The sequence below is a fragment of the Nocardioides sp. NPDC092400 genome (genome assembly GCF_040684155.1).
In the GTDB taxonomy this organism is placed as follows: Bacteria; Actinomycetota; Actinomycetes; order Propionibacteriales; family Nocardioidaceae; genus Nocardioides.
This window is the reverse complement of record NZ_JBFBFJ010000003.1, coordinates 201,836-226,239: the sequence shown is the minus strand read 5'-3', so window position 1 is coordinate 226,239 and position 24,404 is coordinate 201,836. Positions and strand designations below refer to the sequence as shown.

Below are 24,404 nucleotides of genomic sequence, written 5' to 3'. Positions count from 1 at the left end.
GGTCAGGCGCGCACCCGGTCGCCCAGCGACCGGCGGTGGTCGTGGTGCATCCGGTGCCGCTCCCGGGTCGCCGCGACCACCCCGGGGTCCAGCTCGCCGACCGCGATCCCCTCCTCCTCGCCGAGCCGCTCGAGCGGGCGGCCCTCGGGGTCGTGGACCGCCGAACCACCGATGAACGAGCTGCCGCCGCACCGGCCGGTGAGCCCGGAGAAGACGACGTAGAAGGAGTTCTCCACCGCACGGGCGGCGTAGTAGAGGTCGCGCCGGTGCGCCCCGCCGGGGAAGTACGCCGCAGAGCTGAGGTAGCCCAGCGCCCCGTCGTCGGAGGCCGCCCGGGCGTGCTCGGGGAAGCAGCCGTCGTAGCAGATGCTCAGTCCCAGCTCGACCCCGTCGACGGTGATCGAGCAGCCGGCGTCCCCCGCGGTGAACCAGGCGAGCTCGTCGTGGTCGACGTGCTGCTTGTCGTATGGCACCGACACCTCCCCGCCGGGCCGGACCACGACCGAGGAGAGGGTACGGCGGTCCGCGCGCTGCAGCGCCGTGCCCACGACCACCACCAGGTCGCCGGCCGCGGCCGCCTCGCGGAGCGGGTCGAGCTCGGGACCGGCCACCCGCTCGGCCGTCGGGAGCACGCCGTCGAACGCGGAGGCGTCGTACCCGGTCAGGAACGCCTCGGGCAGCACGAGCACGCGCACGCCCCGGTCGGCGGCCCGCCGGGCCAGCCGGGCGGCGGTCGCGACGTTCGCGCGCAGGTCCCCGGGCACCGCCTCGGCCTGGCCCGCGCCCAGGAGCAGCCCGGTCATGCGCGCGCGGCCGCCAGCGCCTCGGCGAGGCCGCGGGCGGCGAGCCGGTCGGCGCGCTCGTTCCCCTCGTCGCCGTTGTGGCCCTTGACCCAGTGCCACTCGACGTCGTGCTCGGCGCAGGCGGCGACCAGCTGGCGCCACAGGTCGTCGTTCTTGACCGGCTGCTTCGTGCTGGTCCGCCACCCGTTGCGCTGCCACCCCACGACCCAGGAGGTGATCCCGTTGCGCACGTAGGTGCTGTCGGTGAACAGGTGCACGACCGACCGCCGCTTGAGCGCCTCGAGCGCGCGGATGGGCGCGGTCAGCTCCATCCGGTTGTTCGTCGTGGGCTCGACCTCGCCGCCGCACAGCTCCAGCTCGTGGCTGCCCTGCCGCAGCAGCGCGCCCCAGCCGCCGGGGCCGGGGTTGGGCACGCAGGCCCCGTCGGTGTGGATGGTGACGGGGCGCTCGTCGACCGCGCTCACTCGATCACGAGCTCGACGCGCTGGAACTCCTTGACCTCGGTGTAGCCCGTCGTGGCCATCGACCGCTTCAGCGCGCCGATGAGGTTCATCGTGCCGTCGGCGACGCGGGAGGGGCCGAAGAGGATCTCCTCGAGCGTGCCGACCGTCTCGAACTGCACGCGCTGGCCGCGCGGCAGGTCGGCGTGGTGGGCCTCGGTGCCCCAGTGGAAGCCGCGGCCAGGCGCGTCGCTGGCCCGGGCGAACGGCGAGCCGACCATGACCGCGTCCGCGCCGCAGGCGATCGCCTTGGCCAGGTCGCCGGACTGGCCGATGGACCCGTCGGCGATCACGTGCACGTAGCGGCCGCCGGACTCGTCGAGGTAGTCGCGGCGCGCCGCGGCGACGTCGGCGACGGCGGAGGCCATCGGCACGGCGACGCCGAGGACGGTGCGGGTGGTGTGCGCGGCGCCGCCGCCGAAGCCGACGAGGACACCGGCCGCGCCGGTGCGCATCAGGTGCAGCGCCGCCTGGTGGGTCGCGCAGCCTCCGACGATGACCGGCACGTCGAGCTCGTAGATGAACTCCTTGAGGTTCAGCGGCTCGGCCTGGGAGGAGACGTGCTCGGCCGAGACGGTCGTGCCGCGGATGACGAACATGTCGACGCCCGCGTCCACCACGGTCTTGGCGAACTCCTTGGTCCGCTGCGGCGACAGCGAGCCCGCGACGGTCACGCCGGCCTCGCGCACCTGGCGCAGCCGCTCGGTGATCAGCTCTGCCTTCACCGGCTCGAGGTAGATCTCCTGCAGGCGCCGGGTCGCGTCGTGCCCCTCGAGGCCGGCGACCTCCTCCAGCAGCGGCTCCGGGTCGTCGTACCGCGTCCAGATGCCCTCGAGGTTGAGCACCCCGAGGCCGCCGAACTCGCCGAAGGCGATCGCGGTCGCCGGCGACATCACCGAGTCCATCGGGGCCGCCAGGACCGGCAGGTCGAACCGGTAGGCGTCGATCTGCCAGTCGGTGCTGACCTCCTCGGGGTCGCGGGTGCGCCGGGAGGGCACGATCGCCACGTCGTCGAAGGAGTAGGCGCGGCGAGCACGCTTGGCCCGGCCGATCTCGATCTCGGTCATCTGTCCTCTGCTCCGGCTCAGCGGCCGTTGTAGTTCGGGGCCTCGACGGTCATCTGCACGTCGTGGGGGTGGCTCTCCTTGAGCGAGGCCGACGTGATCCGCACGAACCGGCCCTTCTCCTGCAGCTCGGGCACCGTCCGGGCGCCGATGTAGAACATCGACTGCGCGAGGCCGCCGACGAGCTGGTGGGCGACGGCCGCCAGCGGCCCGCGGTAGGCCACCTGGCCCTCGATGCCCTCGGGCACGATCAGGTCGTCGCTGAGGACCTCGGCCTGGAAGTAGCGGTCCTTGGAGTAGGACTTCTTGCCCCGGCTCGACATCGCCGCCAGCGAGCCCATGCCGCGGTAGGCCTTGAACTGCTTGCCGTTGAGGAAGATCAGCTCGCCCGGCGACTCGTCGCAGCCGGCCAGCAGCGAGCCGACCATGACGCTGTCGGCGCCGGCGACGAGCGCCTTGGCGATGTCACCGGACTGCTGCAGGCCGCCGTCGGCGATGACCGGCACCCCGGCCGGCTTGCACGCCAGCGACGCCTCGTACACCGCGGTCACCTGCGGCACGCCGGCGCCGGTGACGACCCGGGTGGTGCAGATCGAGCCCGGGCCGAAGCCGACCTTGACCGCGTCCGCGCCGGCGTCGACGAACGCCTGCGCGCCGTCGCGGGTGGCGACGTTCCCGCCGATGACCTGGACGTGCTTGGTCGCGGGGTCGGACTTCAGTCGGCGGACCATGTCGAGCAGCAGGCGCACGTGGCCGTGCGCGGTGTCGGCGACGAGCACGTCGACGCCCGCGTCGATCAGGGTTGTCGCGCGCTCCCAGGCGTCGCCGAAGTAGCCGATCGCGGCGCCGACCATGAGCCGGCCGGAGCCGTCGTTCGAGGCGTGCGGGAACTGCTCGGACTTCACGAAGTCCTTGACGGTGATCAGCCCGACCAGGCGGCCCTGCTCGTCGACGAGGGGCAGTCGCTCCTTCTTGTGCCGCCGCAGCAGCACGGTGGCGTCGTCGCGCGAGATGCCCGCGGGACCGGTGACCAGGCCCTCGGTCGTCATCACCTCGTCGACCTTGGTGGTGGCCCACTCCGCGACCGGGGTGAACCGCAGGTCGCGGTTGGTGATGATGCCCAGCAGGCGCTGCTCGCCGTCGACGACCGGGAAGCCGGAGACGCGGTACTCCCCCGCCAGCTGGTCGAGCTGCTCGAGCGTCGCGTCCGGACCGATCGTCACCGGGTTGGAGATGATCCCCGTCTGGGTCCGCTTGACCAGGTCGACCTGGTAGGCCTGGTCCTCGATCGAGAGGTTGCGGTGCAGCACGCCGAGTCCGCCCTGGCGGGCCATGGCGATCGCCATCCGCGACTCGGTGACCGTGTCCATCGCGGCGCTGACCAGCGGCACCCGCAGGCTGATCTCGCGGGTCAGCCGGCTGGTGGTGTCGATGTCGGAGGGCGCCAGGTCGGAGTACCCCGGCAGCAGCAGGACGTCGTCGTAGGTGAGGCCGAGAGCGGCGAACTTGTCAGGGAGCTCCACCCGTCCAGCCTACCGGCGTCGACGACGCTCCTCGGACCGGCCGGATGGTGGTGGGCGGGCGTGGGGGCGCGTCGGAATCCCCGGGGCCCCGGGGATTCCGGCACTTCTCGGGGGATGCATCGCCTGAGAAGTGCCGGTTCCACCTGAGGAGTAGTCGCCCGCGGGTGGGTCAGGCGGTGAGCGGACGCAGCTCGCGCACGGCGATGCGGACGGTCAGCACGTCGGCCGCCATCCGGATCCGCCCGCGCATGCCGGCCGCGAGCACCATCGGGAGCACCGCCTGGTTGTCCGAGCGGGTGGTGAGCACGATCTCCCCCGCACCCAGCGTGTGCGCGAGCCGGGCCGCGTCCACCAGCAGCCGGGTGCCGATGCCCCGTCGCTGCCACGCCGGGTCCACCCGGAGCACGACCTGCCGGGCGCCCGGGTCCTCCTCGAGCTCGCCCTGGACGGTCGCGAGGCCGACCACCACACCGTCGACGACGGCGCTGATGGAGTCCCCGTCGACGACGTGCTCGGGCATCGTGCCGCCGCCCATCCGCCGCCCGGGGGTCACCGCGATGGCCGACTCGGCCTTGGTCCGCTGCAGCACGTCGCTGACCAGGTCGGCGATCGCCGCTCCGCGGGCGTGCTCGGTGGCGGTGAACGCCGCGGTGCGGCGTACCTGCACCTGCACGTCGCCGACGGTCATCTCCATGACGTCCTGCGGCGGCCCGGCCGGGTCGACCGCGTCGGCCTCGGCGTCGAAGAGCCTCGCGACCACGTCGGGGAAGGACATCGGCGAGGCGAGGATGGTGCGGGCGGCCTGGACGTACCGGGTCGGCTGGTCCGACAGCGCCGCCTCCGTGCAGGGCTGGACCACGACCGAGCGGCCGCCGGCCCGCTCCACCAGGTGGGCGGTGGCCGAGGCGCCCCACCCACCGGGGGTGCTCAGCACCAGCTCGTCGGTCACGGCCTCGACGCCGGGGAAGATCTGCAGGCCCAGGATGTTCACGCCGGCCCGTCCGCAGTGCTCGGCCAGCACGGCCAGCGCTCCGGGTCGGTCGGGCAGGGTCGTCCGCACTCGCCACAACATGCCGCCACCCTCGCCCGGCGAGGTTGCCGGACCGGGTCGCCGATGTTTCCCCCAGGTCACACGGGTGGGGGCCGCGGCTCGGCGGGCGGCGTCTGGGAACCTGTGCCGCATGCTCGACCGGCTGCAGCACCAGGCGCGGTGGGTCGGTGCCCGGATCGACTCGCGGTGGACGGTCGCGGTCGCCGCGACCCTGGCGTTCCTGCTCCGACTGCCGGGCCTGACCCGGCCGCTGCGCCCCGACGAGGCCGGGTTCACGCTGGTCGCCCGGAGCTGGGACCCCCGCCCCGACAGCGTGTACGGCGACCTCTTCGTCGACCGGCACCCGCTGGTGATCGCCGTCTTCGCGCTGACCGACCGGGTCGGCGGCGAGCACGCGATCCGCGTCCTGGGCGCGGTCGCCTGCGTGCTGGCCGTCCTCGCCGCGGCCGCGGTCGCCCGGCGGGTGGCCAGCGAGCGGGCCGCGCGGTGGACCGCGGTGGCCGTCGCCGCGCTGCTCACCAACACGGTGATCGACGCCGTCGCGGTGAAGGGCGAGATCCTGGCGCTGCCGTTCCTGCTCGGGTCGATCTGGCTGGCGCTCGAGGCCCTCGAGCGCCACTCGGCCGGGCACGCGTTCCTGGCGGGCCTGCTGGCGGCCACCGCCCTCGGGATGAAGCAGAGCCTGGTCGGCGGGCTGGCCTTCGGAGCCGTCCTGCTGGTCGCCGCCCGGCTCACCGGCCGGCTGGACACGCGCACGTTCGCCCGCCTGGCCGCGGCCGCGGTCGGCGGGGTCGCCGTACCCGTGCTGGCCACGGTGACCTGGGCGCTCGCGGCCGGCGTCCACCTCGAGGAGGTCTGGTACACCGTCTACGGCTTCCGCACCGACGCGACCGCCGTCCTCGGCGACAGCGGCGCCGACGCACCGGCCGCCCGGGCTGCGACGCTCGCCTTCGCCGCCCTCGCCGCGGGGATGCTGCTGGTCATCGGCGGCTTCCTCGTCCACGTCCGCCGCGAGTGGCGCGCCGACCCGGTGGTCACCGCCGCGACGGTCGGGATCGTCGTCGCCGACGGCCTCGCGCTCGCGCTCGGCGGCAGCTACTGGCGCGACTACCTCTTCGGGCTGGTCCCCGCGACCGCGCTGTGCGCGGCGCTGCTCGCCCGGCACCGCACCGGTCGCGGCCGGACGATGCGCGTCGTCATCGGGCTCAGCGCCGTCTCCTCCCTGGTCTGCCTGCTGGGCTGGGCGGGCTGGAACGCGCTGGACTACCAGGAGTTCCACGAGGCCGACACCGGCACCGCCATCGCCGCCGCCGCCGAGCCGGGCGACACCCTGGTCGTCTTCGGCGGCCGCGCGGACCTGCAGCTGAGCAGTGGCCTCGCCACGCCGTACCCCCACCTGTGGAGCCTGCCAATGCGCACCCTCGACCACGGGTACGGCGACCTGCGCACCCTGGTCGAGGGCCCCGACGCGCCGACCTGGCTGGTCGCCTGGGTGCCGTGGGGAGCGTGGGGCGCCCCCGGCGCCGAGGAGCTGCACGACGCGGTGCGGGCCCGCTACGAGCGGCACGGCACCGGCTGCTCGGACCGGCCGGTCTACCTCCTGCGCGGCCTCGACCGGCCCGCGCTCGAGGTCGACTGCTGAGGGCCGCTCCGCTCCTGCGGCAGGTTCGGGAACGCCGACGGCGCCGGCCCCCTCGCGGGGACCGGCGCCGTCTCGGTGCTGGTGGTGCTGGTGGTGCTGGGTCTCAGTGACCGTGGCCGTGACCGTGGCCTGCGGCCGCGGTCTCGTCCTCCTCCTCGGGCTTGTCGACGACCAGCGTCTCGGTCGTCAGCAGCATCGCCGCGATCGAGGTGGCGTTGACCAGCGCGGAGCGGGTGACCTTGACCGGGTCCAGGACGCCCTGGGCGACCAGGTCGCCGTACTCGCCGGTGGCGGCGTTGTAGCCGTTGCCGACGCCGAGCTCGCGGACCTTGGTGGTCACGACGTAGCCGTTCTCGCCACCGTTCTCGGCGATCCAGCGCAGCGGCTCGTCGGCCGCCTTGCGGACCACGCGGACGCCGACGGCCTCGTCACCGGTGAGGCCGAGGTCGTCGTCGAGGACGGAGACGGCGTGGATGATCGCGGAGCCACCGCCGGGGACGATGCCCTCCTCGATCGCGGCGCGCGTCGCGGAGACGGCGTCCTCGATGCGGTGCTTCTTCTCCTTCAGCTCCACCTCGGTGGCGGCGCCGACCTTGATCACGCACACGCCGCCGGCCAGCTTCGCGAGGCGCTCCTGGAGCTTCTCGCGGTCCCAGTCGGAGTCGGTGTTCTCGATCTCGGCCTTGATCTGGTTGACGCGGCCCTCGACCTCGGCGGCGTCACCGGCGCCGTCGACGATCGTCGTCTCGTCCTTGGTGACGACGACGCGGCGCGCCCGGCCCAGGACCTCGAGGCCTACCTGGTCGAGCTTGAGGCCGACCTCGGGGGCGATGACCTGACCACCGGTCAGGGTCGCGATGTCCTGCATCATCGCCTTGCGGCGGTCGCCGAAGGCGGGGGCCTTGACCGCGACGGCGTTGAACGTGCCGCGAATCTTGTTGACCACCAGCGTCGACAGCGCCTCGCCGTCGACGTCCTCGGCGAGGATGAAGAGCGGCTTGCCGGCCTGGATGACCTTCTCCAGCAGCGGCAGCAGCTCGGAGACGGAGGAGATCTTCCCCTGGTGCAGCAGGATGTAGGGGTCGTCGATGACGGCCTCCATCCGCTCGGGGTCGGTCACGAAGTACTGGCTGATGTAGCCCTTGTCGAACTGCATGCCCTCGGTGAAGTCCAGCTCGGTGCCCATGGTGTTGGACTCCTCGACGGTGATGACACCGTCCTTGCCGACCTTGTCGAAGGCCTGCGCGAGCAGGTCGCCGATGTGGCTGTCGCGCGAGGAGATCGTCGCGACCGACGCCATGTCCTCGCGGGTCTCGACCTCGCGGGCGGCGTCGCGCAGGGCGTTGCCGACGGCCTCGGCCGCGGCGTCCATGCCCCGCTTGAGGCCCATCGGATTGGCGCCGGCGGTGACCGCCTTGAGGCCCTCGTGGACCATCGCCTGGGCGAGGACGGTCGCGGTGGTGGTGCCGTCACCGGCGACGTCGTTGGTCTTGGTGGCGACCTCCTTGCACAGCTGGGCGCCGAGGTTCTCGAACGGGTCGTCCAGCTCGATCTCACGGGCGACGGTCACGCCGTCGTTGGTGATCGTCGGGGCGCCCCACTTCTTGTCGAGGACGACGTAGCGGCCCTTGGGGCCGAGCGTCACCTTGACGGCGTTGGCGAGCGCGTCGACGCCGCGCTCGAGCGCGCGACGGGCGGACTCGTCGAACTCCAGGATCTTGGGCATGACTCTCCTAGCAGGTGGTGCGGGAAAGAGGACCGGGTCGTGTGCCGTCCGACGCGCCGAAGCGCGTCGTCAGGCACACGACCCGGGAGAGATCAGGAAACGATCGCGAGGACGTCGCGCGCGGAGAGGATGAGGAACTCCTCGCCGGAGTACTTCACCTCGGTGCCGCCGTACTTGCTGTAGATGACCTTGTCGCCCACGGAGATGTCCATGGGGACGCGCTCGTCACCGTCGTCGTTGAAGCGGCCGGGGCCGACGGCCACGACCTCGCCCTCCTGGGGCTTCTCCTTGGCGGTGTCCGGGATGACCAGGCCGGAGGCCGTGGTCTGCTCGGCGTCGAGCGGCTTGACGACGATGCGGTCCTCGAGGGGCTTGATGTTGACCGACACGATGTCGACCTCCACTTTCAAACTCAGATGTCTCAGGCGGGTGGTGCACGTCTGGTGCCTGCGGTCCCGGAGCACGCCGTCGCGGGGGTCGTGCTCGGTAGGCAAGCGCTGGCACACCCACGGGGAGAGTGCCAGGACAGAAACTAGCACTCACCTCGCGCGAGTGCCAGGGACCCCCGGCCTGCGAGGATCGCGGGGTGGACCTCGACGCCTTCCGCTGGCTGCTCACCGACGCCGGCCAGGCCCTGCTCGACCGGGCCGAGGAGCTCGTCGAGGCCGAGCCGCTCGCGGCCCAGACCGCGCTGCGGCGGGACGCGACGCCCGAGCACGCCGCCGCGGCGCTGACCCAGGCCCGGCTGCGCGAGCGGGCGCGCGCCAAGTTCGGCGACCTGGCCGCCCGGATGTACTTCACCCCCGACGGCCTCGAGCAGGCCACCCGGCTGCCCGTCGCGCGGCACCGCGCCGCCCGCCTGCAGGCGTACGCCGCGCGGACGCTCGTCGACCTCGGGTGCGGGATCGGCGGCGACCTGGTCGCGGCGGCCGGCGCCGGCCTCACCTGCGCGGGGGTCGACCTCGACCCGGTCCGCGTCGCGGTCGCCGAGGCCAACCTCGCCGCCCTCGACCTGCCCGGGGCCGTCATGGTCGCCGACGCGACGACGGTCGACCCCTCCCCCTTCGACGTCGCCTTCGCCGACCCCGCGCGCCGGGGCGCCCGCGGGCGCACCTTCGACGTCGACGACTGGACCCCGCCCTGGCCGTTCGTCGAGCGCCTCCTGCGCCGCGACTCCTGCGTGAAGGTGGCCCCCGGCATCCCGCACGCGCTGGCGCCCCACGGGGTCGAGGCGGAGTGGGTCAGCGACCACGGCGAGGTCAAGGAGGCCGCGCTGTGGTCCGGCGGCCTCGCGACGACCGGCCGCCGCGCGACCGTGATCGGCGAGGGGGGCCTGGCCACGCTGACCGACGAGGACGCCCCGCCGCTCGGCGAGGGGGGCGTCGGGGTGCGCCCGGTCGGCCGCTACCTCTACGAGCCGGACGGTGCCGTCGTCCGCGCCGGCCTGGTGACCGCCGTGGCGGCCGCCGTGCAGGGCGGGCTGGTCGACGAGCACATCGCCTACGTCACCGGCGACGCGGCGTACCGCTCGCCCGTCGCGCGCGGCTACGAGGTGCTCGAGGAGCTGCCGTACCGGGAGAAGGCGCTGCGCGCCGCCCTGCGCGAGCGCGGCATCGGCACGCTGACGATCAAGAAGCGCGGCGTCGACGTCGTGCCGGAGCAGCTGCGCAAGCGGCTGGCGCTGAGCGGGGACGAGGCGGGGACGGTCGTGCTCACGCGCGTCGCCGGCGCCGGCACGGCGCTGCTCGTGCGCCCGCTGGCCTGAGCGCGGCTAGACCGAGGTCGCGAGGCCGTCGGTGAACCCGCCGTCGGTCGTCCCGCCCACGGGCGCGGACCCGGCCAGGTGCACCCGGGCCAGCGGGTGGCCGCGCAGCGGGACCGCGAGCAGCTCCCAGAGGTCCTGGACCAGCACGGCGTCCGCACCGCGGGCCGCGAGCACCTGGGTCAGCCAGTCGCGGACCTCGACCATGATCGTCTCGTCACCGGTCACCAGCGAGGACGCCAGGCACCCGAGGACGTGCTCGACGTGCTCCTCGAGCTCGGCCCACCACGCCGGCCGGACGGCGAACGGGTGCCGGGCGGCCAGCGCCCGGAGCACGTACGGCGTGATCTCGTGGCGGAACTCGGCGAGCCAGGCCGCCTCCACCTCCGCCGGGCTCGCCGGCTCCGGTGCCTGCGTCGGCAGCCGCCGGGGCAGCTGCTCGAGCAGCACGACGACCTCGGCGACCGAGGCGGCGTACGCCGTCGCGCCGACGGCGGTCGCCCGGGCGGGGTCGCCACCGAAGGCGGGTCCGCCGGCGAGGACCGGGATGCCGGTCGCGCGGACGTTCTCGAGCAGCGGCTTGAGCGCCGCCAGCGACGAGGTGCGCCCGGCGGTCACCAGCAGCGCCCGGGGCTTGCGGGTCAGGACCTGGCGCAGCAGGTCGGTCCCCACCGCGGCGCCGCCGACGAAGGTCGTGCGGTAGCCCGACGCCGCCAGCCCCTCGGCCAGCACCAGTGCGGGCAGCTCCTGGCGGTCGGGCGTCGCGACGACGACCAGGGGCCGGTCCGCGGGCGGAGCCGGCGCGAACGAGCACAGCCAGTGCACCAGGCCCTCGTTGATCGAGGTGGCCGCCTGCTCCTGCTCCAGGGTCCACTCGCCGCTGAACCAGCACTGCGCGAGCCGCTCCTGGGCGGGGACGATGACCTCGTCGATGATCTCCAGGTGGGTCCGGCCGGCGTCGCGGATCCGCTTGACGGCCGCGAGCGCACCGGCCCGGTCCCCCTCGCGCAGCGCGCCCCAGTAGTCCGCCCGAGCTTGGTCCACGCGCTCCTCTGCCCGGAACCGGCGCCCCACATTCTTGGAGCGTTCCAACGCCCCCGGTCCCGGGCCGAGGGGCTCGGTCAGGCCCCGAGCGCCGCCTTCTCCGCGCCGATCGTGGTGTCGTCACCGTGCCCGGTGTGGACGACCGTCTCGTCGGGGAGCGCGAACAGCTTCGCGCGGATCGACGCCTCGAGGGTGGGGCGGTCGCTGTAGGAGCGACCCGTCGCGCCGGGCCCGCCCTGGAAGAGCGTGTCCCCGGTGAAGACGCACCTCAGGTCCGGCGCGGAGAAGCAGACCGCACCGGGCGCGTGGCCGGGGGTGTGCAGCGCGCGCAGCACCACGCCGGCCACGGTGACCTCCGACCCGTCGGCGAGGTCGAGGTCCCACAGGCGGTCGGTGTGGGTGAGCTCCCACAGCGGCCGCTCGTCGGGGTGCAGCAGGATCGGGGCGCCCGACCCGCCGTTGACCCGCTCGCGCAGCGCCGGGGCGACCCGACAGTGGTCGTCGTGGGCGTGGGTCAGCAGGATCGCCTTGACCGTCCGGTCGCCGACCACGTCCATGATCGCCTCGACGTCGTGGGGGGCGTCGACGACGACGCACTCGGAGTCGTCGCCGACGACCCAGATGTTGTTGTCGACGTCGAAGGTCTCGCCGTCGAGGCTGAACGTGCCGCTGACGACGGCGTGGTCGACCCGGACCGCGCCGGCGCTGCTGTCCGCGGTCATCAGAAGACCACCACCGAGCGCAGCACGTTGCCGTGGTGCATCTTCTCGAACGCCGCCTCCACGTCGTCGATGCCGATCTCCTCGGTCACGAAGGCGTCGAGGTCGAGCCGGCCCTGCTGGTAGAGGTCCACCAGCATCGGGAAGTCGCGGGTGGGCAGGCAGTCGCCGTACCAGCTGGACTTCAGGGAGCCGCCGCGGCCGAAGACGTCGATCAGCGGCAGCTCGGGCACCTTCATGTCCGGGGTCGGCACGCCGACGAGCACGACGGTGCCGGCCAGGTCGCGGGCGTAGAACGCCTGCTCCCACGTCTCCGGGCGACCGACGGCCTCGATGACGACGTCCGCACCCTCGGCGCCCTCGTACGTCGCCGAGCAGATCTCCTTGACGCGCGTGAGCACGTCCTCGCTCGAGGAGTCGATGGTGTGGGTCGCGCCGAGCCGCTTCGCGGCCCCGAGCTTCTGGGCGTCGATGTCGATCGCGATGATCGGGCTCGCGCCGGCCAGCGCGGAGCCGGCGACCGCGGCCACGCCGACGCCGCCGCAGCCGATGACCGCGACCGACTTCCCGCGGGTGACGGCGCCGGTGTTGATGGCCGCGCCGATGCCGGCCATCACGCCGCACCCGAGCAGGCCGACGGCGGCGGGGCGGGCGGAGGGATCGACCTTCGTGCACTGGCCGGCCGCGACGAGCGTCTTCTCGGCGAAAGCGCCGATGCCCAGGGCGGGGCTCAGCTCGGTGCCGGCGTCGTCGCCCTCGGCGAGGGTCATCCGCTGGGTGGCGTTGTGGGTGTTGAAGCAGTACTGGAGCTCGCCGCGCTTGCAGGCGCGGCACTCGCCGCACACCGCGCGCCAGTTCAGGACGACGAAGTCGCCCGGGACCACGTCGGTGACGCCCTCGCCGACGGCCTCGACCACGCCCGCGGCCTCGTGGCCGAGCAGGAACGGGAACTCGTCGTTGATGCCGCCCTCGCGGTAGTGCAGGTCGGTGTGGCACACGCCGCACGCCTGGATCGCGACGACCGCCTCCCCCGGGCCCGGGTCCGGCACGTTGATCGTCGTCACCTCGACCGGCTGTCCCTTGCCGCGGGCGACGACCGCCTTGACCTGCTGCATTCGGTGCTCCTCCTGGGTTGTGGTGCTGGGCTGCCATCACCCTAGGACGGAGGGCTGCAACCTTCCGCAGGGCCGTGGCGTCCTCTGCACGAGACACCACGGAGGTCGACATGCCACCCACCAGGCTCGTCGCGGCGACGGGCACCGACACTGCAGCCATGGTTGATCGCGAGGTCGCGCGCGACCGCGAGTTCACCGACTGGCTCGCCGCCCGGCAGCCGGCGCTGCTGCGCACGGCGTACCTGCTGACCGGCGGCGACCGCCACACGGCCGAGGACCTGCTCCAGACCTCGCTGGCCAAGCTCTACCTGGCGTGGGACGGCGTGCGCGACCGGGGCGCGGTCGACGCCTACGTCCGCCGGATCATGGTCAACGAGCACACCTCGCTGTGGCGCCGCGGCTGGCGGAAGCGCGAGCACGCGACCGACCAGGTCCCCGAGCCACCGCCGGTGCTCCCGGCGTACGACGACGGGACGGGCGGCCAGCTGTGGTCCGTCGTCCAGACGCTGCCGCGGCGGGCGCGCGCCGTGCTCGTCCTGCGCTACTACGAGCAGCTGACCGAGGCCGAGACCGCCGAGGCGCTCGGCGTCTCCGTCGGCACCGTGAAGTCCCAGTGCAGCCGCGCCCTCGCGACGCTGCGCGAACGCACCCCGAGCCACCTGGACCCGACCTCCCGGGAGGAGGAGCGATGACCGACACCTTCGAGGACCGCCTGCAGCGGGACCTGCGCTCCCGCGCCGACCTGCTCCTGGACGCCCCGCTCACCCTCCACGACGTCAAGGGCGCGGCCCGCACCATCCGGCGGCGCCGGCGGGGCGCCGCCGCGGGGGCCGTGGCCGTGCTGCTCGTGGCGGTCGGGGTGCCGCTCGGGGTCCTCGCCGCCTCCGGCGGTGACGACCGCGTCGTCGAGCCGGCGCCCGCGGTGTCCGTGCCGGACCCCGGCTACCTCGAGGGCGGCACCGTCCGCCTGCTCGACGGCACCGAGGTCCCGCTCGCCGGCGTGCGGGCGGTGCGCGGCTGGGCCGCCGTGGGCGAGGGGTACGTCGCCGGCGCGACGCGCCAGGGGACCGAGGTCGTCTCCCTCCACGACGCCGACGGCTCCCTGCGGACCACGTGGCCGGTCTCGCCGGGCGCGTCGTTCGTCGTCGACGGGGACGGACGGCACGCGGCCTGGTTGCTGCCCGGCGACGAGGTGGTCCTGCTCGACGGGGCCACCGGGGAGACGACCCGGCTCGGCCGGGTCACCGGCGGCACCGAGCTCCAGCCGCGCGGCATCGTGGGCGAGTGCCCGGAGGACTGCGGCGTGGTGGTGACCGAGAACGGCGAGGCGGGGTTCGGGCCGACGTACCTGGTCCCGACCGAGGGGCCGGTCGAGCCCTACCTGCCGCAGATCCCGCTGGTCACCGCCGTCGCACCCGACGACGCGCTCGTGGCCGGGGTCGACCGGCCCGCGCCCGACGACCTCCACCAGTGCACGGCCGTCTGGGAGCCGGGGGCGGCCGGGCCGCTGTGGGAGGACTGCGTGGAGAACGTCCACGTCTTCTCCCCCGGCGGCACGCGCGTCGCCACGACCTTCGCCGAGGGAGCGGGCGCGCGGGAGCTGCGGCTGCGGGACGCCCGCTCCGGGGCGGTGCTCCACGAGATCCCGATCGCCGACGCCCTCGACGGCTTCGTCTGGGAGGACGAGGAGCACGTCCTGGTCGCGGTCCTGGATGACGGCGAGTGGTCGGTGGTGCGGATCGGCACCGACGGCAGCGAGACGAGGGTCGCGGGGCCGGCCGCCCCGCTGCCCGGGGACATCGCGGAGGTCTCGTCGCCGTACGTGCTGCCGACGGCACCCTGAGCCCTCTGCGGGGCACCTCGGTGGTTCCCGGGGCACCCCTGACGGTTCCCCTGGTGTTCCCCTGGGACGGCCGGAAATCGGAGGCGCGGCGTCGGCGCCGAGCACTACGGTGAGAGCCGTGTTCAGAGCGCTCGGCAACCTCGCCTCCCGTCGTCCCTGGTTCGTCATCGCCGCGTGGGTGATCGTCGCGGTGGGCGTGGTCGCCTTCGCGCCCGCCCTGCAGACCACGCAGGAGGAGTCGGAGTTCCTGCCCGACCACTACGAGTCGGTCAAGGCGACCGAGCTGCAGTCCACGGAGTTCCCCGGCGCCACCACGCCGGCGGCGATCCTCGTCTTCGAGCGCGCCGACGGAGCCGCCCTGACCGAGGACGACCAGGCCGAGGTCGGCCGGATCGCCGAGGAGCTCGGGCCTCGGCTGGGGAAGGAGACGTTCGTCCCCCAGGTCGTGACGACCACCCCGGACGGACAGCCGCAGCTCGCCGAGGACGGGCTGGCCCAGCTCGGCGTGATCGGCCTCGCCGAGGGCGCCACCGGGTTCGACCCGCAGGCGTTCGAGGACGGCGAGGCCCTGCGCGAGGACCTCGCCGAACTCACCGACGGCACCGACCTCGAGGTGCAGTCGACCGGCTCGGTCCTCCAGGGCCTGGACTCCCAGGACTCCAGCGAGCGCTCGCTGGCCATCGTCGGCATCGCCACCATCGTGCTGATCGTCGGCCTGCTCGCGATCATCTTCCGCAGCGTGATCATCTGCCTGATGCCGGTCGTGATCGTCACGCTCGTCTCGATGATCGCCACCGGCCTCATCGGCTGGGCCAACGAGGCCTTCGACCTCAAGGCCGACTCCTCCATCGAGACGATCCTCGTGGTCGTGCTCTACGGCATCGGCACCGACTACATCCTGTTCTTCCTCTTCCGCTACCGCGAGCGGCTGCGCCAGGGCGCCGACACCAGGGCGGCGGTCGTGCACGCCCTCGAGCGCGCGGGCGAGGCCATCGCCTCGGCCGGCGGCGCGGTGATCGTCGCGTTCCTCGCGCTGCTGCTCAGCTCGCTCGGCATCTTCCAGGCGATCGGCCCCGCCCTCGCGATCGCCGTCGCCGTCACCCTCGTCGCCGCCCTCACCCTGGTGCCGGCGGTCGTGACGGTGCTCGGCCGGGCCCTGTTCTGGCCCTCCAAGAAGTGGCGCCGCGAGCCCGAGGCGGCCCGCTTCGCCCAGGCCGGCCGCTCGCTGGGCCGTCGCCCGGGTGTCTTCGCCGCGGCCTCGGGGCTGCTGATGGCGGTGCTCGCGCTCTTCGCTCTGCAGTTCAGCCCGTCCTTCGACTTCAGCGCGAGCCTGCCCGAGGACGTGGAGTCCACCCAGGCGCTCGAGACCTTCCAGGACCACTTCTCCGCCGGCGCCTCCGAGCCGGTCCCGGTGATCGTGCGGGCCGACGAGGGCGGCACGCTGGAGGAGTCGGCGCTGGAGTCGTACGCCGCGGCGCTCGGCGAGGCCGAGGGCGTGGACCAGGTCTACCCGCCGCAGCTCTCCGAGGACGGCAGCACCGCGCAGATCAGCCTGGTGCTGGCCGAGGACCCCGCCTCCGACGCCGCCATGAAGGACGTCGAGGGCCCAATCCGCGACGTCGCGCACAGCGAGGCGCCCGACGGCACCGAGGCGTACGTCGGCGGCACCCCGTCGGTCTTCGCGGACCTCCAGGACGCGATGGCGCGCGACTACTCGGTGGTCTTCCCGGTCGCCGCGCTCGTGATCATGGTGATCCTGGCGCTGCTGCTGCGCAGCCTGGTGGCCCCGTGGTACCTGATGGCCGCGGTGGGACTCGGCTTCGCCGCGACGCTGGGCGCGACGGTGATCGTCTTCCAGCACATCGGCGGGGACGAGGGCCTGATCTTCATGCTGCCGATCTACATCTACCTCTTCGTCACCGCGCTCGGCACGGACTACAACATCTTGATGATCGCCCGGCTCCGGGAGGAGGCGCGGGAGGGCCGCAGCCCGCGCGACGCCGCCGCCGAGGCCGTGAAGCACGCGGGGCCGACGATCGCGGCGGCCGGTGTCATCCTCGCCGGCACGTTCGCCTCGCTGATGCTGAGCGGCAACAGCCTGATGATGTCGATGGGCTTCGCGCTGTCGTTCGGCATCCTGGTCGCGGCGTTCGTGATGTCGATGTTCTTCACCCCGGCCCTCACCGCGCTGATCGGGCACGCCGCCTGGTGGCCCGGCCACGGCGACGAGAAGCGGCCCGGTCACGGCTCGGACGCCGAGGACCCCACCGCCTCCGTGCCCGGCACCTCCGAGCCCGGCACCTCCGAGCCCGGCGCGGAGGTCTCCGCCGGGAGGTAGGCCCTCTCGGTGGCCGCCGTCCGGGCGGATCCCCAACGTTGGGGGTCCTGCCCGGCCGGCGGCCACCGTGGCTCCCCCGGTGCCTAGCGTCACCCGGGACGAGTCCTCGGGAGGCACTGGTGAACGGTCGTCGCGCACAAGTCCTGGTCGCCCTCAGCGGGCTCGCCCTCCTCGGCGCCGGCGCGGCGGTGGTGCCGCCCGCGGTGGCGGCCGACCCGGTCACGGTGGTGCCCGCCCTGCGGGAGACGGCGCCGGTCGCCCACGCCGGTGACGCGCTGGACGACCCCGCCGTGTGGGTGCACCCCGACGACCCGGCGAGGTCGCTGGTCATCGGCAACGACAAGCTCGGCGGCCTGGAGACCTACGACATGGAGGGCCGGCTGGTCGAGCGCCTGTCGGGCGGGACGACGTTCTGGGGCAACGTCGACGTGCGCCAGGGCGTCGAGGTCGGCGGGGCCGTGCGCGACGTGGTCGCGGTCTACCACGACGGCCTGCAGCTCTACGACGTCGACGCGAGCACGAGGCAGCTGCGGCGGACGACCGAGGGGGCGGGGGTCGACGGCGACGGCGAGGGCCTGTGCCTCTACACCAGCCCGGCCACCGGGGAGACCTACGTCGTCCTCATCACGATCGGCGGCCGGCTGCGGCAGTACCGGCTCGACGACGCCGACGCCGACGGCCTGCTCGACGGGACCCTGGTCCGCGACCTGCAGGTCGGCTCCGAGGCGGAGGGGTGCGTGGCCGACGACGACACCGGCGCCCTCTACGTCAGCGAGGAGGAGCGGGCGCTGTGGCGCTACGGGGCCGAGCCGTCCGCGGGCGCCTCGCGCGAGGTCGTCGACACCGTCACCGACACCGGCGGCCACCTCGCCCTGGACATCGAGGGCGTGACGCTGGTCGACCGGCCCGACGGGTCGGGGCAGGTGATCGCCTCGGCCCAGCACGCCGCCGACCCCGGCGCCAGCTACTTCGTCGTCTACGACCGGGTGACCAACGACCACGTCTCGTCGTTCCGGGTCGGGGACGGTTCGGCGGCCGACGACTGCGACCGCACCGACGGCATCACGGCGAGCACCGCCGACCTGGGCCCGGCGTTCCCGGACGGCGTCTTCGTCTGCCAGGACGACCACAACGTGGCGCCCGGCGAGGAGGGGAACCAGAGCTTCAAGTACGTCCCCCTGGAGACCGTCGTCCCGACCGGCTCCCCGCCGGGCCCGGACCCGGGCACGATCGCGCCGGTCGGCACCGCGGCCGACGACGGCAACGCCAGGACCTGGTCGGTCACCGTGCCGGGTGACGTCGAGCCGGGTGACGGACTGCTGCTCTTCCTCTCCCGGGGCACCGGCACCGAGACCCTGAGCGGCCCCGGGCCCGGGTGGACGCGGCTGGGCTCCGTCACCGACGGCACCCTGCGGACGACGGCCTGGCAGCGGGTCGCGACGGCCGAGGACGCCGGCTCCGACGTGGCGGTCGGCTTCCCGACCCAGCTGGTGAAGGGGTCGCTCACCCTGGCGGCGTACCGCGGCACCCGGACGACCGGGCCGTTCGCGGGGGCTGTCGCCGCCGGCGAGCCGGCGCGCACCGCCGTGCACGTGACACCCCTCGCCACGGTGGCCTCGCCGGGGACCTGGCGCGTGTCGTACTGGTCGGACCGGTCCTCGTCCACGACCGCCTGGACCCCACCGGCCGGCGAGCAGGTGCGCTCGACCTCCGCGGGCACCGGCGGCGGACGCACCACCACCCTGCTGACCGACCCGGGCGGTCCGGTCCCCACCGGGAGCACCGGCGGTCTCGCCGCCACCGCCGACGCCGCGTCGGCCAAGGCCACGACCTGGACCGTCCTGCTCGCCCCGGCCCCGGCCGGCTGATCCCGGAGCGGGGCTGCCGAGCACGACTCAGACGAGGACCTCGGTGACCGGCAGCGAGGAGTCGGCGGGCAGGTCCAGCGCGGAGGGCGTCCGGCCGCGGGCGACCATCTCGGCGCCGAGGGCGGCGACCATCGCGCCGTTGTCGGTGCACAGGCCCGGCCGCGGCACGCGGACCCGGATGCCGAGCTTCGCGGCCCGCTCCTCGGCCAGGTGGCGCAGCCGGGAGTTGGCCGCCACCCCGCCGCCGATGAGGAGGTCCTCGATGCCCTCGGAGGCGGCGGCGTCGAGCGCCTTGCGCACCAGCACGTCGCAGACCGCCTCCTGGAACGACGCGGCGACGTCGGCCACGGGCACCGGCTCGCCGGACCGCTCGCGTGCCTCGACCCACCGCGCCACGGCGGTCTTGAGGCCGGAGAAGGAGAAGTCGAACCGGTGCCGCTCGAGGTCGCGGCGGGAGGTGAGGCCGCGCGGGAAGTCGACGTAGACCGAGGAGCCCTCCCGGGCCGCCCGGTCGATGTGCGGCCCGCCGGGGAATGGCAGGCCGAGCAGCCGCGCGACCTTGTCGAAGGCCTCACCGGCCGCGTCGTCGATGGTCGCCCCCATCGGGTCCACCCCGCCCTCGGCTCCGGTCACGTCGGTCACCCGCAGCAGGCTGGAGTGGCCGCCGCTCACCAGCATCGCGATGCAGGGCTCGGGGAGGGCACCGTGCTCGAGCTGGTCGACGGCGACGTGCGCGGCGAGGTGGTTCACGCCGTACAACGGCTTGTCGAGCCCGATCGCGAGCGCCTTGGCGGCGGCGACGCCGACGAGCAGCGCGCCGGCGAGGCCGGGGCCGCTGGTCACCGCGACCGCGTCGACGTCGGAGGGCCGGATGCCGGCGGTCTCGCAGGCCCGCTCGATCGTCGGCACCATCGCCTCGAGGTGGGCCCGGCTGGCGACCTCCGGCACGACGCCGCCGAAGCGGGCGTGCTCGTCGACGCTGCTGGCGACCGCGTCGGCCAGCAGGTCGTGGCCGCGGACGATGCCGACACCGGTCTCGTCGCAGGAGGTCTCGATACCGAGCACGAGGGGCGCGTCCGTCACGCCCCCCATTGTGCGCGCTGCCGTGCGGCGCGCCGCGCGCGAGGTGGGTGGTGGCCCCGGCGCGGGCCGCTCAGCAGCCCTTCCGCAGCCCGCGGCGCAGCACGACGGCGGTCGCCCCGTCGCGGTAGTACCGCCGTCGGCGGTCGACCTCGACGAACCCGCGCGCCGCGTAGAACGCCAGCGCCCCGGCGTTGTCCTCGCGCACCTCGAGCAGGAGCCGCTCGGCGCCGCCCTCCTTCGAGCGGCGCACCACCTCGTCGAGCAGCGCGCTCGCGTGCCCGCCCCGGCGGTGGGCGGGGTCGACGGCGATCCGCTGGAGCTCGGCGATGTCGGCGACGATGCTGGCCACGGCGTGGCCCACCACGGTCCCCCCGTCCTCGGCGACCAGGTAGACCACGGTCGGCACGTTCCCGGCCAGGCCCTCGGCCACCAGCCCGGGCGACCAGGCGTCGTCGCCGAGGCAGGTGTCCTCCAGGGCGACGACCGCGTCGCGGTCCTCGGGGGTGGCCGTCCGGACGGTCACGAGACCGGCTTCGGCTTGCCCGGCAGCTCGGCGTCGGGCCGGCGGAGGTAGAGCGGCTCGGGGTCGAGCAGCTCGGCGCGCTCCTCGGTCACCACCCGCGCCAGCCAGCCGGCGCTCGGGCGGACCGGGCCACGGGCGTCGGGGAACGACTCGGGGTAGAGCACCGCGCCCTCGCCCACGACCGGCCGCTCGGTCGCCACCGCGGCCGGGCGCTCGACGACCGGCCCGTCCAGGCGGGTGCCGTCGGCGTCGTACGTCGCCAGGTAGACCTCCTTGCGCCGGGCGTCGGTCGCCACGCAGAACTCGGCACCGATCCCCGCCGCGACGGCCTCCGCGGCGAGCACGTCGAGCGAGCACACGCCGTACACCGGAACGTCCAGCACGAACCCGAGCGTGCGCGCGGTGACCAGCCCGACGCGGAGGCCGGTGAAGGGGCCCGGCCCGACGCCGGCAGCGACCGCGGTGAGGTCCTGGCGGACGGCGCCGACCTGCGCCAGGGCGTCGGCGACGAGCGGGGCGAGCTGCTCACCGTGCTTCATGGCGCGCTCGGAGACGAGCTCGGCGACGACGTCGTCGCCGTCGTGCAGCGCGACGGTGACGTAGGGGGTGGCGGTGTCCAGGGCGAGCAGCAGGGTCATCCGAGTCCTCGGAAGGAGAGGGCGTGCCACCGGGGGCCCACCGGGGTGATCTCGACCCGCCGCGGGTCGAGCTCGTCGTCGGGGTCGTCGGCCACCTCGTCGGCCAGGGCCCGCACGATCCGGACCTCGAGCCGGGAGTCGGTGAGCCCCTCGGCCAGGCCCTCGCCCCACTCCACGACCGTGACGGCGTGGTCGAGGTCGGTGTCGAGGTCGAGGTCGTCGAGCTCCTCCATGCCGCCGAGCCGGTAGGCGTCGACGTGGACGAGGTCCGGGCCCCCGACGAGCGAGGGGTGCACGCGCGCGATGACGAAGGTGGGCGAGGTGATCTCCCCGCGGACACCGAGGCCGGCGCCGATCCCCTTGGTCAGCGTGGTCTTCCCCGCACCCAGCTCGCCGCTGAGCACGATCAGGTCGCCGGGGGCGAGCTGGCCGGCCAGCGAGCGCCCGAGCGCGTGCATCGCGTCGGGCGTCGGTGCCTGGAAGACCGCGGTCCGCAGGGGGCGGCGCATCTCGACCAGCGGCGAGCGCCGGGCGATCTCGCGGAAGCCCTGCCGGTCCCAGAACCGGATCGTCCGCGGCAGCTCCTCACGGGCCACGACGGTGACGTCGTCGTACCCCTCGGCGTGGTCGACGACCGCCTCGATGAGCCTGCCGGCGATGCCGTGGCCCTGCGCCGTGGGGACGACCCCGAAGCGGCGCAGGTAGACGGTGTTCCCCACCGGGTCGAGGACGAGCGCGCCGACCGGCTCCCCGTCGAGGAGGGCGAGGAGGCCGCCGTGCGGCGCGAGCATCGTCGCGATGGTCTCCTCGGTCTCGCCGAGCGCGTCGGCGGGCGGGTCGAGGGGCGGCCGGGCGGCGAACGCCTCCCGCACCACCTGCAGCACCTGCGCGGCGGCCTCCGGCCCCACGCGGACCACCTGGACGTCGCTCACCGGGCCACCGCCTCCTCGCTCACGGCGGCCAGCAGCCGGTCGAGCTCCGCGTCGACCTGCTGGTGCCGCTCCAGCACCACCATGTGGCCGGCGCCCTCGCACTCGACCAGCCGGGACCCGGCGATCCGGGCGTGCAGCTTGCGGCTGTGCCCGATCGACGTCAACCGGTCCGACGTGCCGCAGATGATCGTCGTGGGCACGCGGCCGAGCACCTCCACGGCGTCGAACTTGTCCAGCCCGCCGAAGGCCGGGAAGAACTGCGCGACCACCTCGTACGGCGTCGCCGAGAGCATCGAGTCCACGAACTCGACGTACGACGCCGGCACGTCGTCGCCGAACGCGAACAGGTCGGTGGCGACCATCGCGACCGACTTGCCGAGCCGGCGGAACCGGTCGACGCTGCGGTGCCGGCGGGCCAGCGTGGCGATCGTCCGCTGCGCGAGCGGCAGCCCGATCCGCGCCGGGACGACCGGCAGCAGGAGGCGTCCGACGTCGAGGCCGCCGGCCGTGGTCGAGACCAGGCCCACCCCGGTGACCCGGTCGCCGAAGAGCTCGGGGTGCTGCTCGACCAGCGCGACGACCGTCATCCCGCCCATCGAGTGGCCCAGGACGACGACCGGCCCGTCGGGGACGACCTCCTCGATGATCCGGTGCAGGTCGCGGCCGAGCTGGTCGATCGTCGCGCCCTCGCCCGCGGACCGGCCCGAGCGGCCGTGCGAGCGCTGGTCGTAGAGGACGGCGCGGACCCCGGCACGGCGCAGGTGCAGCCGCTGGAAGTGCCAGCAGTCCAGGGTGAGGGCGTACCCGTGGCACAGCACGACGGTGACGTCGCTGGGGACCTCCGGCTCGTCGACCTCCACGTGCAGCGGCACCCCGTCGTCCGCGACGACCGTCAGCGGCTCGGACCGCAGCGACCCCAGCGGGACGTCGGGGTGGTCGGCGGTGCTGGGGGCCGGCCGGCGGGACAGCTCGCGTCGGCGGCGGGTGACGCCGACGACGGTGCCGGCGGCGGCGATGCCGGTCGCGCCGAGGGCGGCGCCGGCGAGGGCACGGCGGGGGCTCATGCCTCGGGCCCGCCGTCGGGCCCGCCGTGGAGGTGGGTGCGGGTCATCCGGCCGCCGATCCGCGTGACGATCTCGTAGCTGATGGTGCCGGCGGCCTCGGCCCAGTCCTGCGCCGTCGGCGCGCCGTCGTGCCCGGTGCCGAACAGCACGACGTCCTCCCCCGGCTCGGGCCGGTCGCCGTCGAGGTCGACCACGAGCTGGTCCATGCACACCCGGCCGCGGACCGGCCGCTGCTTCCCGGCGACCGCCACCGAGGCGGCGCCGCTGGCCGAGCGCGGCACGCCGTCGCCGTACCCCACGGGCACCAGGCCCAGCGTCGTGGCCCGGTCCGCGACCCAGGTGTGGCCGTAGGAGACACCGGCGCCGGCCTCGACGTCCTTGACCATCGCCAGCGTCGCCCGCGCGGTCATCGCCGGGACCAGGCCCAGGTCGGGGGTGTGGCCCGGCGCAGGGTCCAGGCCGTACGACGCGAGCCCGCACCGCACGAGGTCGAACCGGGCGCTCGGCCGCAAGACCGCCGCCGCGCTGTTGGCGAGGTGCCGGACCTCCGGCTCCAGGCCAGCGGCCTCGACGACCGCCAGGGCCTCACGGAAGACGCGTTCCTGGCTGTCGTTGGCCGGGTGGTCGGGCTCGTCGGAGGCGGCGAGGTGGGACCAGGTACCGGTGACGCGCCAGTGGCCGGCGAGCTCGCCCTCGCGCGCCGCGGCGACGAGCGCCGGCCAGTCGGCGGGCGTCGCGCCGCCCCGGGAGAGACCGGTGTCGATCTTGAGCTGGAGACGGGCGGGGGTGCCGGTGCGGCGGACGGCGGCCTCGACCTCGGTCAGCTCGGCGAGGGAGTACGCCGTGAGGTCGAGGTCGGCGGCGATCGCGCGGTCGTAGTCCTCCCCCGGGACGGTCAGCCAGCACAGCACCCGACCGGTGTCGCCCGCCGCACGCAGCGCGAGCGCCTCGTCGATCGTGGCGACCCCGAGCCACGGCGCGCCGGCGGCACGGGCGGCACGGGCGACCTCGACCATGCCGTGGCCGTACCCGTCGGCCTTGACCACCACCATCATCGCCACGCCGCAGTGCTCGGCGAGCCGGCGGACGTTGTGCCGGACGGCCGCGAGGTCGACGACGACCTCGGCGCGCGGGACCGGCAGGGGGCTCATGGCCGGCCATTCTCC

The 24,404-nt window shown here is 74.4% G+C and carries 22 protein-coding genes; 6 read left to right on the top strand and 16 right to left on the bottom strand.

Annotated features, from left to right (window positions below; all coding sequences use genetic code 11):
- Positions 1-2: 2 nt before the first annotated feature.
- The 5 genes from AB0N29_RS12905 to AB0N29_RS12885 all read right to left on the bottom strand — a co-directional run bounded on the left by AB0N29_RS12905 (position 3) and on the right by AB0N29_RS12885 (position 4,962).
- Positions 3-803 (bottom strand): carbon-nitrogen hydrolase family protein, encoded by an 801-nt coding sequence (locus AB0N29_RS12905; protein WP_364867219.1) that lies wholly within the window; start codon positions 801-803, stop codon positions 3-5.
- Positions 800-1,267 (bottom strand): ribonuclease HI, encoded by a 468-nt coding sequence (rnhA, locus tag AB0N29_RS12900; RefSeq protein WP_302268005.1) that lies wholly within the window; start codon positions 1,265-1,267, stop codon positions 800-802. The genes AB0N29_RS12905 and rnhA overlap by 4 nt, the downstream gene beginning before the upstream one ends.
- Positions 1,264-2,370, bottom strand: coding sequence for a GuaB3 family IMP dehydrogenase-related protein (locus tag AB0N29_RS12895; protein WP_302268007.1), 1,107 nt, complete (start codon positions 2,368-2,370; stop codon positions 1,264-1,266). Before AB0N29_RS12895 ends, rnhA begins: the two co-directional genes overlap by 4 nt.
- 17 nt (positions 2,371-2,387) lie before the next feature.
- Positions 2,388-3,890, bottom strand: coding sequence for an IMP dehydrogenase (guaB, locus tag AB0N29_RS12890; RefSeq protein WP_302268009.1), 1,503 nt, complete (start codon positions 3,888-3,890; stop codon positions 2,388-2,390).
- 169 nt (positions 3,891-4,059) lie between these two features.
- The gene (locus AB0N29_RS12885; protein WP_364867215.1) at positions 4,060-4,962 is read right to left on the bottom strand and encodes a GNAT family N-acetyltransferase; all 903 of its coding nucleotides are present in this window, start codon (positions 4,960-4,962) and stop codon (positions 4,060-4,062) included.
- A 109-nt stretch (positions 4,963-5,071) separates the two neighbouring features.
- Between AB0N29_RS12885 and AB0N29_RS12880 the strand changes: the two genes are divergently transcribed.
- Entirely contained in the window at positions 5,072-6,583 is a 1,512-nt protein-coding gene (locus AB0N29_RS12880) for a glycosyltransferase family 39 protein (protein WP_364867213.1), read from the top strand.
- Between the two features lie 103 nt (positions 6,584-6,686).
- Here AB0N29_RS12880 and groL read toward each other — a convergent pair whose 3' ends face one another.
- Both groL and groES read right to left on the bottom strand, forming a co-directional pair.
- The gene (groL, locus tag AB0N29_RS12875; RefSeq protein WP_302268013.1) at positions 6,687-8,309 is read right to left on the bottom strand and encodes a chaperonin GroEL; all 1,623 of its coding nucleotides are present in this window, start codon (positions 8,307-8,309) and stop codon (positions 6,687-6,689) included.
- A 92-nt stretch (positions 8,310-8,401) separates the two neighbouring features.
- Positions 8,402-8,698, bottom strand: coding sequence for a co-chaperone GroES (gene groES, locus AB0N29_RS12870; protein WP_166195350.1), 297 nt, complete (start codon positions 8,696-8,698; stop codon positions 8,402-8,404).
- Positions 8,699-8,895: 197 nt separating this feature from the next.
- Here groES and AB0N29_RS12865 point away from each other — a divergent pair, with 197 nt between their 5' ends.
- The gene (locus AB0N29_RS12865; protein WP_364867211.1) at positions 8,896-10,074 is read left to right on the top strand and encodes a class I SAM-dependent methyltransferase; all 1,179 of its coding nucleotides are present in this window, start codon (positions 8,896-8,898) and stop codon (positions 10,072-10,074) included.
- Between the two features lie 6 nt (positions 10,075-10,080).
- Here AB0N29_RS12865 and AB0N29_RS12860 read toward each other — a convergent pair whose 3' ends face one another.
- From AB0N29_RS12860 to AB0N29_RS12850, 3 genes are all read right to left on the bottom strand, one after another.
- Entirely contained in the window at positions 10,081-11,115 is a 1,035-nt protein-coding gene (locus AB0N29_RS12860) for a B12-binding domain-containing protein (protein WP_364867209.1), read from the bottom strand.
- A 77-nt stretch (positions 11,116-11,192) separates the two neighbouring features.
- A complete protein-coding gene (locus AB0N29_RS12855) occupies positions 11,193-11,837 on the bottom strand; it encodes an MBL fold metallo-hydrolase (RefSeq protein ID WP_364867207.1) in 645 nt (214 codons plus the stop codon).
- Complete coding sequence (locus tag AB0N29_RS12850; protein ID WP_364867205.1) at positions 11,837-12,949, bottom strand: S-(hydroxymethyl)mycothiol dehydrogenase; 1,113 nt, start codon at positions 12,947-12,949, stop codon at positions 11,837-11,839. The genes AB0N29_RS12855 and AB0N29_RS12850 overlap by 1 nt, the downstream gene beginning before the upstream one ends.
- A 158-nt stretch (positions 12,950-13,107) precedes the next feature.
- Here AB0N29_RS12850 and AB0N29_RS12845 point away from each other — a divergent pair, with 158 nt between their 5' ends.
- The 4 genes from AB0N29_RS12845 to AB0N29_RS12830 all read left to right on the top strand — a co-directional run bounded on the left by AB0N29_RS12845 (position 13,108) and on the right by AB0N29_RS12830 (position 18,998).
- Positions 13,108-13,641, top strand: a complete 534-nt coding sequence (locus AB0N29_RS12845; protein WP_302268019.1) for a SigE family RNA polymerase sigma factor — start codon at positions 13,108-13,110, stop codon at positions 13,639-13,641.
- The gene (locus tag AB0N29_RS12840; protein WP_364867202.1) at positions 13,638-14,792 is read left to right on the top strand and encodes a hypothetical protein; all 1,155 of its coding nucleotides are present in this window, start codon (positions 13,638-13,640) and stop codon (positions 14,790-14,792) included. Before AB0N29_RS12845 ends, AB0N29_RS12840 begins: the two co-directional genes overlap by 4 nt.
- A gap of 118 nt (positions 14,793-14,910) precedes the next feature.
- Positions 14,911-17,130 carry an MMPL family transporter gene (locus AB0N29_RS12835; RefSeq protein WP_364867200.1) on the top strand — a complete coding sequence of 740 codons (2,220 nt, stop codon included), beginning with the start codon at positions 14,911-14,913 and terminating at the stop codon, positions 17,128-17,130.
- Positions 17,131-17,249: 119 nt separating this feature from the next.
- Entirely contained in the window at positions 17,250-18,998 is a 1,749-nt protein-coding gene (locus tag AB0N29_RS12830) for a phytase (protein ID WP_364867198.1), read from the top strand.
- Positions 18,999-19,025: 27 nt separating this feature from the next.
- On the opposite strand, the gene tsaD is transcribed toward AB0N29_RS12830, so the two are convergent.
- From tsaD to alr, 6 genes are all read right to left on the bottom strand, one after another.
- Positions 19,026-20,090, bottom strand: a complete 1,065-nt coding sequence (gene tsaD, locus AB0N29_RS12825; protein ID WP_364867196.1) for a tRNA (adenosine(37)-N6)-threonylcarbamoyltransferase complex transferase subunit TsaD — start codon at positions 20,088-20,090, stop codon at positions 19,026-19,028.
- 61 nt (positions 20,091-20,151) lie between these two features.
- Positions 20,152-20,604, bottom strand: a complete 453-nt coding sequence (gene rimI, locus AB0N29_RS12820) for a ribosomal protein S18-alanine N-acetyltransferase (RefSeq protein WP_364867194.1) — start codon at positions 20,602-20,604, stop codon at positions 20,152-20,154.
- The gene (gene tsaB / locus AB0N29_RS12815) at positions 20,601-21,242 is read right to left on the bottom strand and encodes a tRNA (adenosine(37)-N6)-threonylcarbamoyltransferase complex dimerization subunit type 1 TsaB (protein WP_364867192.1); all 642 of its coding nucleotides are present in this window, start codon (positions 21,240-21,242) and stop codon (positions 20,601-20,603) included. The genes rimI and tsaB overlap by 4 nt, the downstream gene beginning before the upstream one ends.
- On the bottom strand, positions 21,239-22,174 hold the full coding sequence (gene tsaE, locus AB0N29_RS12810) for a tRNA (adenosine(37)-N6)-threonylcarbamoyltransferase complex ATPase subunit type 1 TsaE (RefSeq protein WP_302268028.1): 936 nt from the start codon (positions 22,172-22,174) through the stop codon (positions 21,239-21,241). The genes tsaB and tsaE overlap by 4 nt, the downstream gene beginning before the upstream one ends.
- On the bottom strand, positions 22,171-23,238 hold the full coding sequence (locus AB0N29_RS12805; RefSeq protein ID WP_364867190.1) for an alpha/beta hydrolase: 1,068 nt from the start codon (positions 23,236-23,238) through the stop codon (positions 22,171-22,173). The genes tsaE and AB0N29_RS12805 overlap by 4 nt, the downstream gene beginning before the upstream one ends.
- Entirely contained in the window at positions 23,235-24,389 is a 1,155-nt protein-coding gene (gene alr, locus AB0N29_RS12800; protein ID WP_364867188.1) for an alanine racemase, read from the bottom strand. Before alr ends, AB0N29_RS12805 begins: the two co-directional genes overlap by 4 nt.
- Positions 24,390-24,404: the final 15 nt, after the last annotated feature.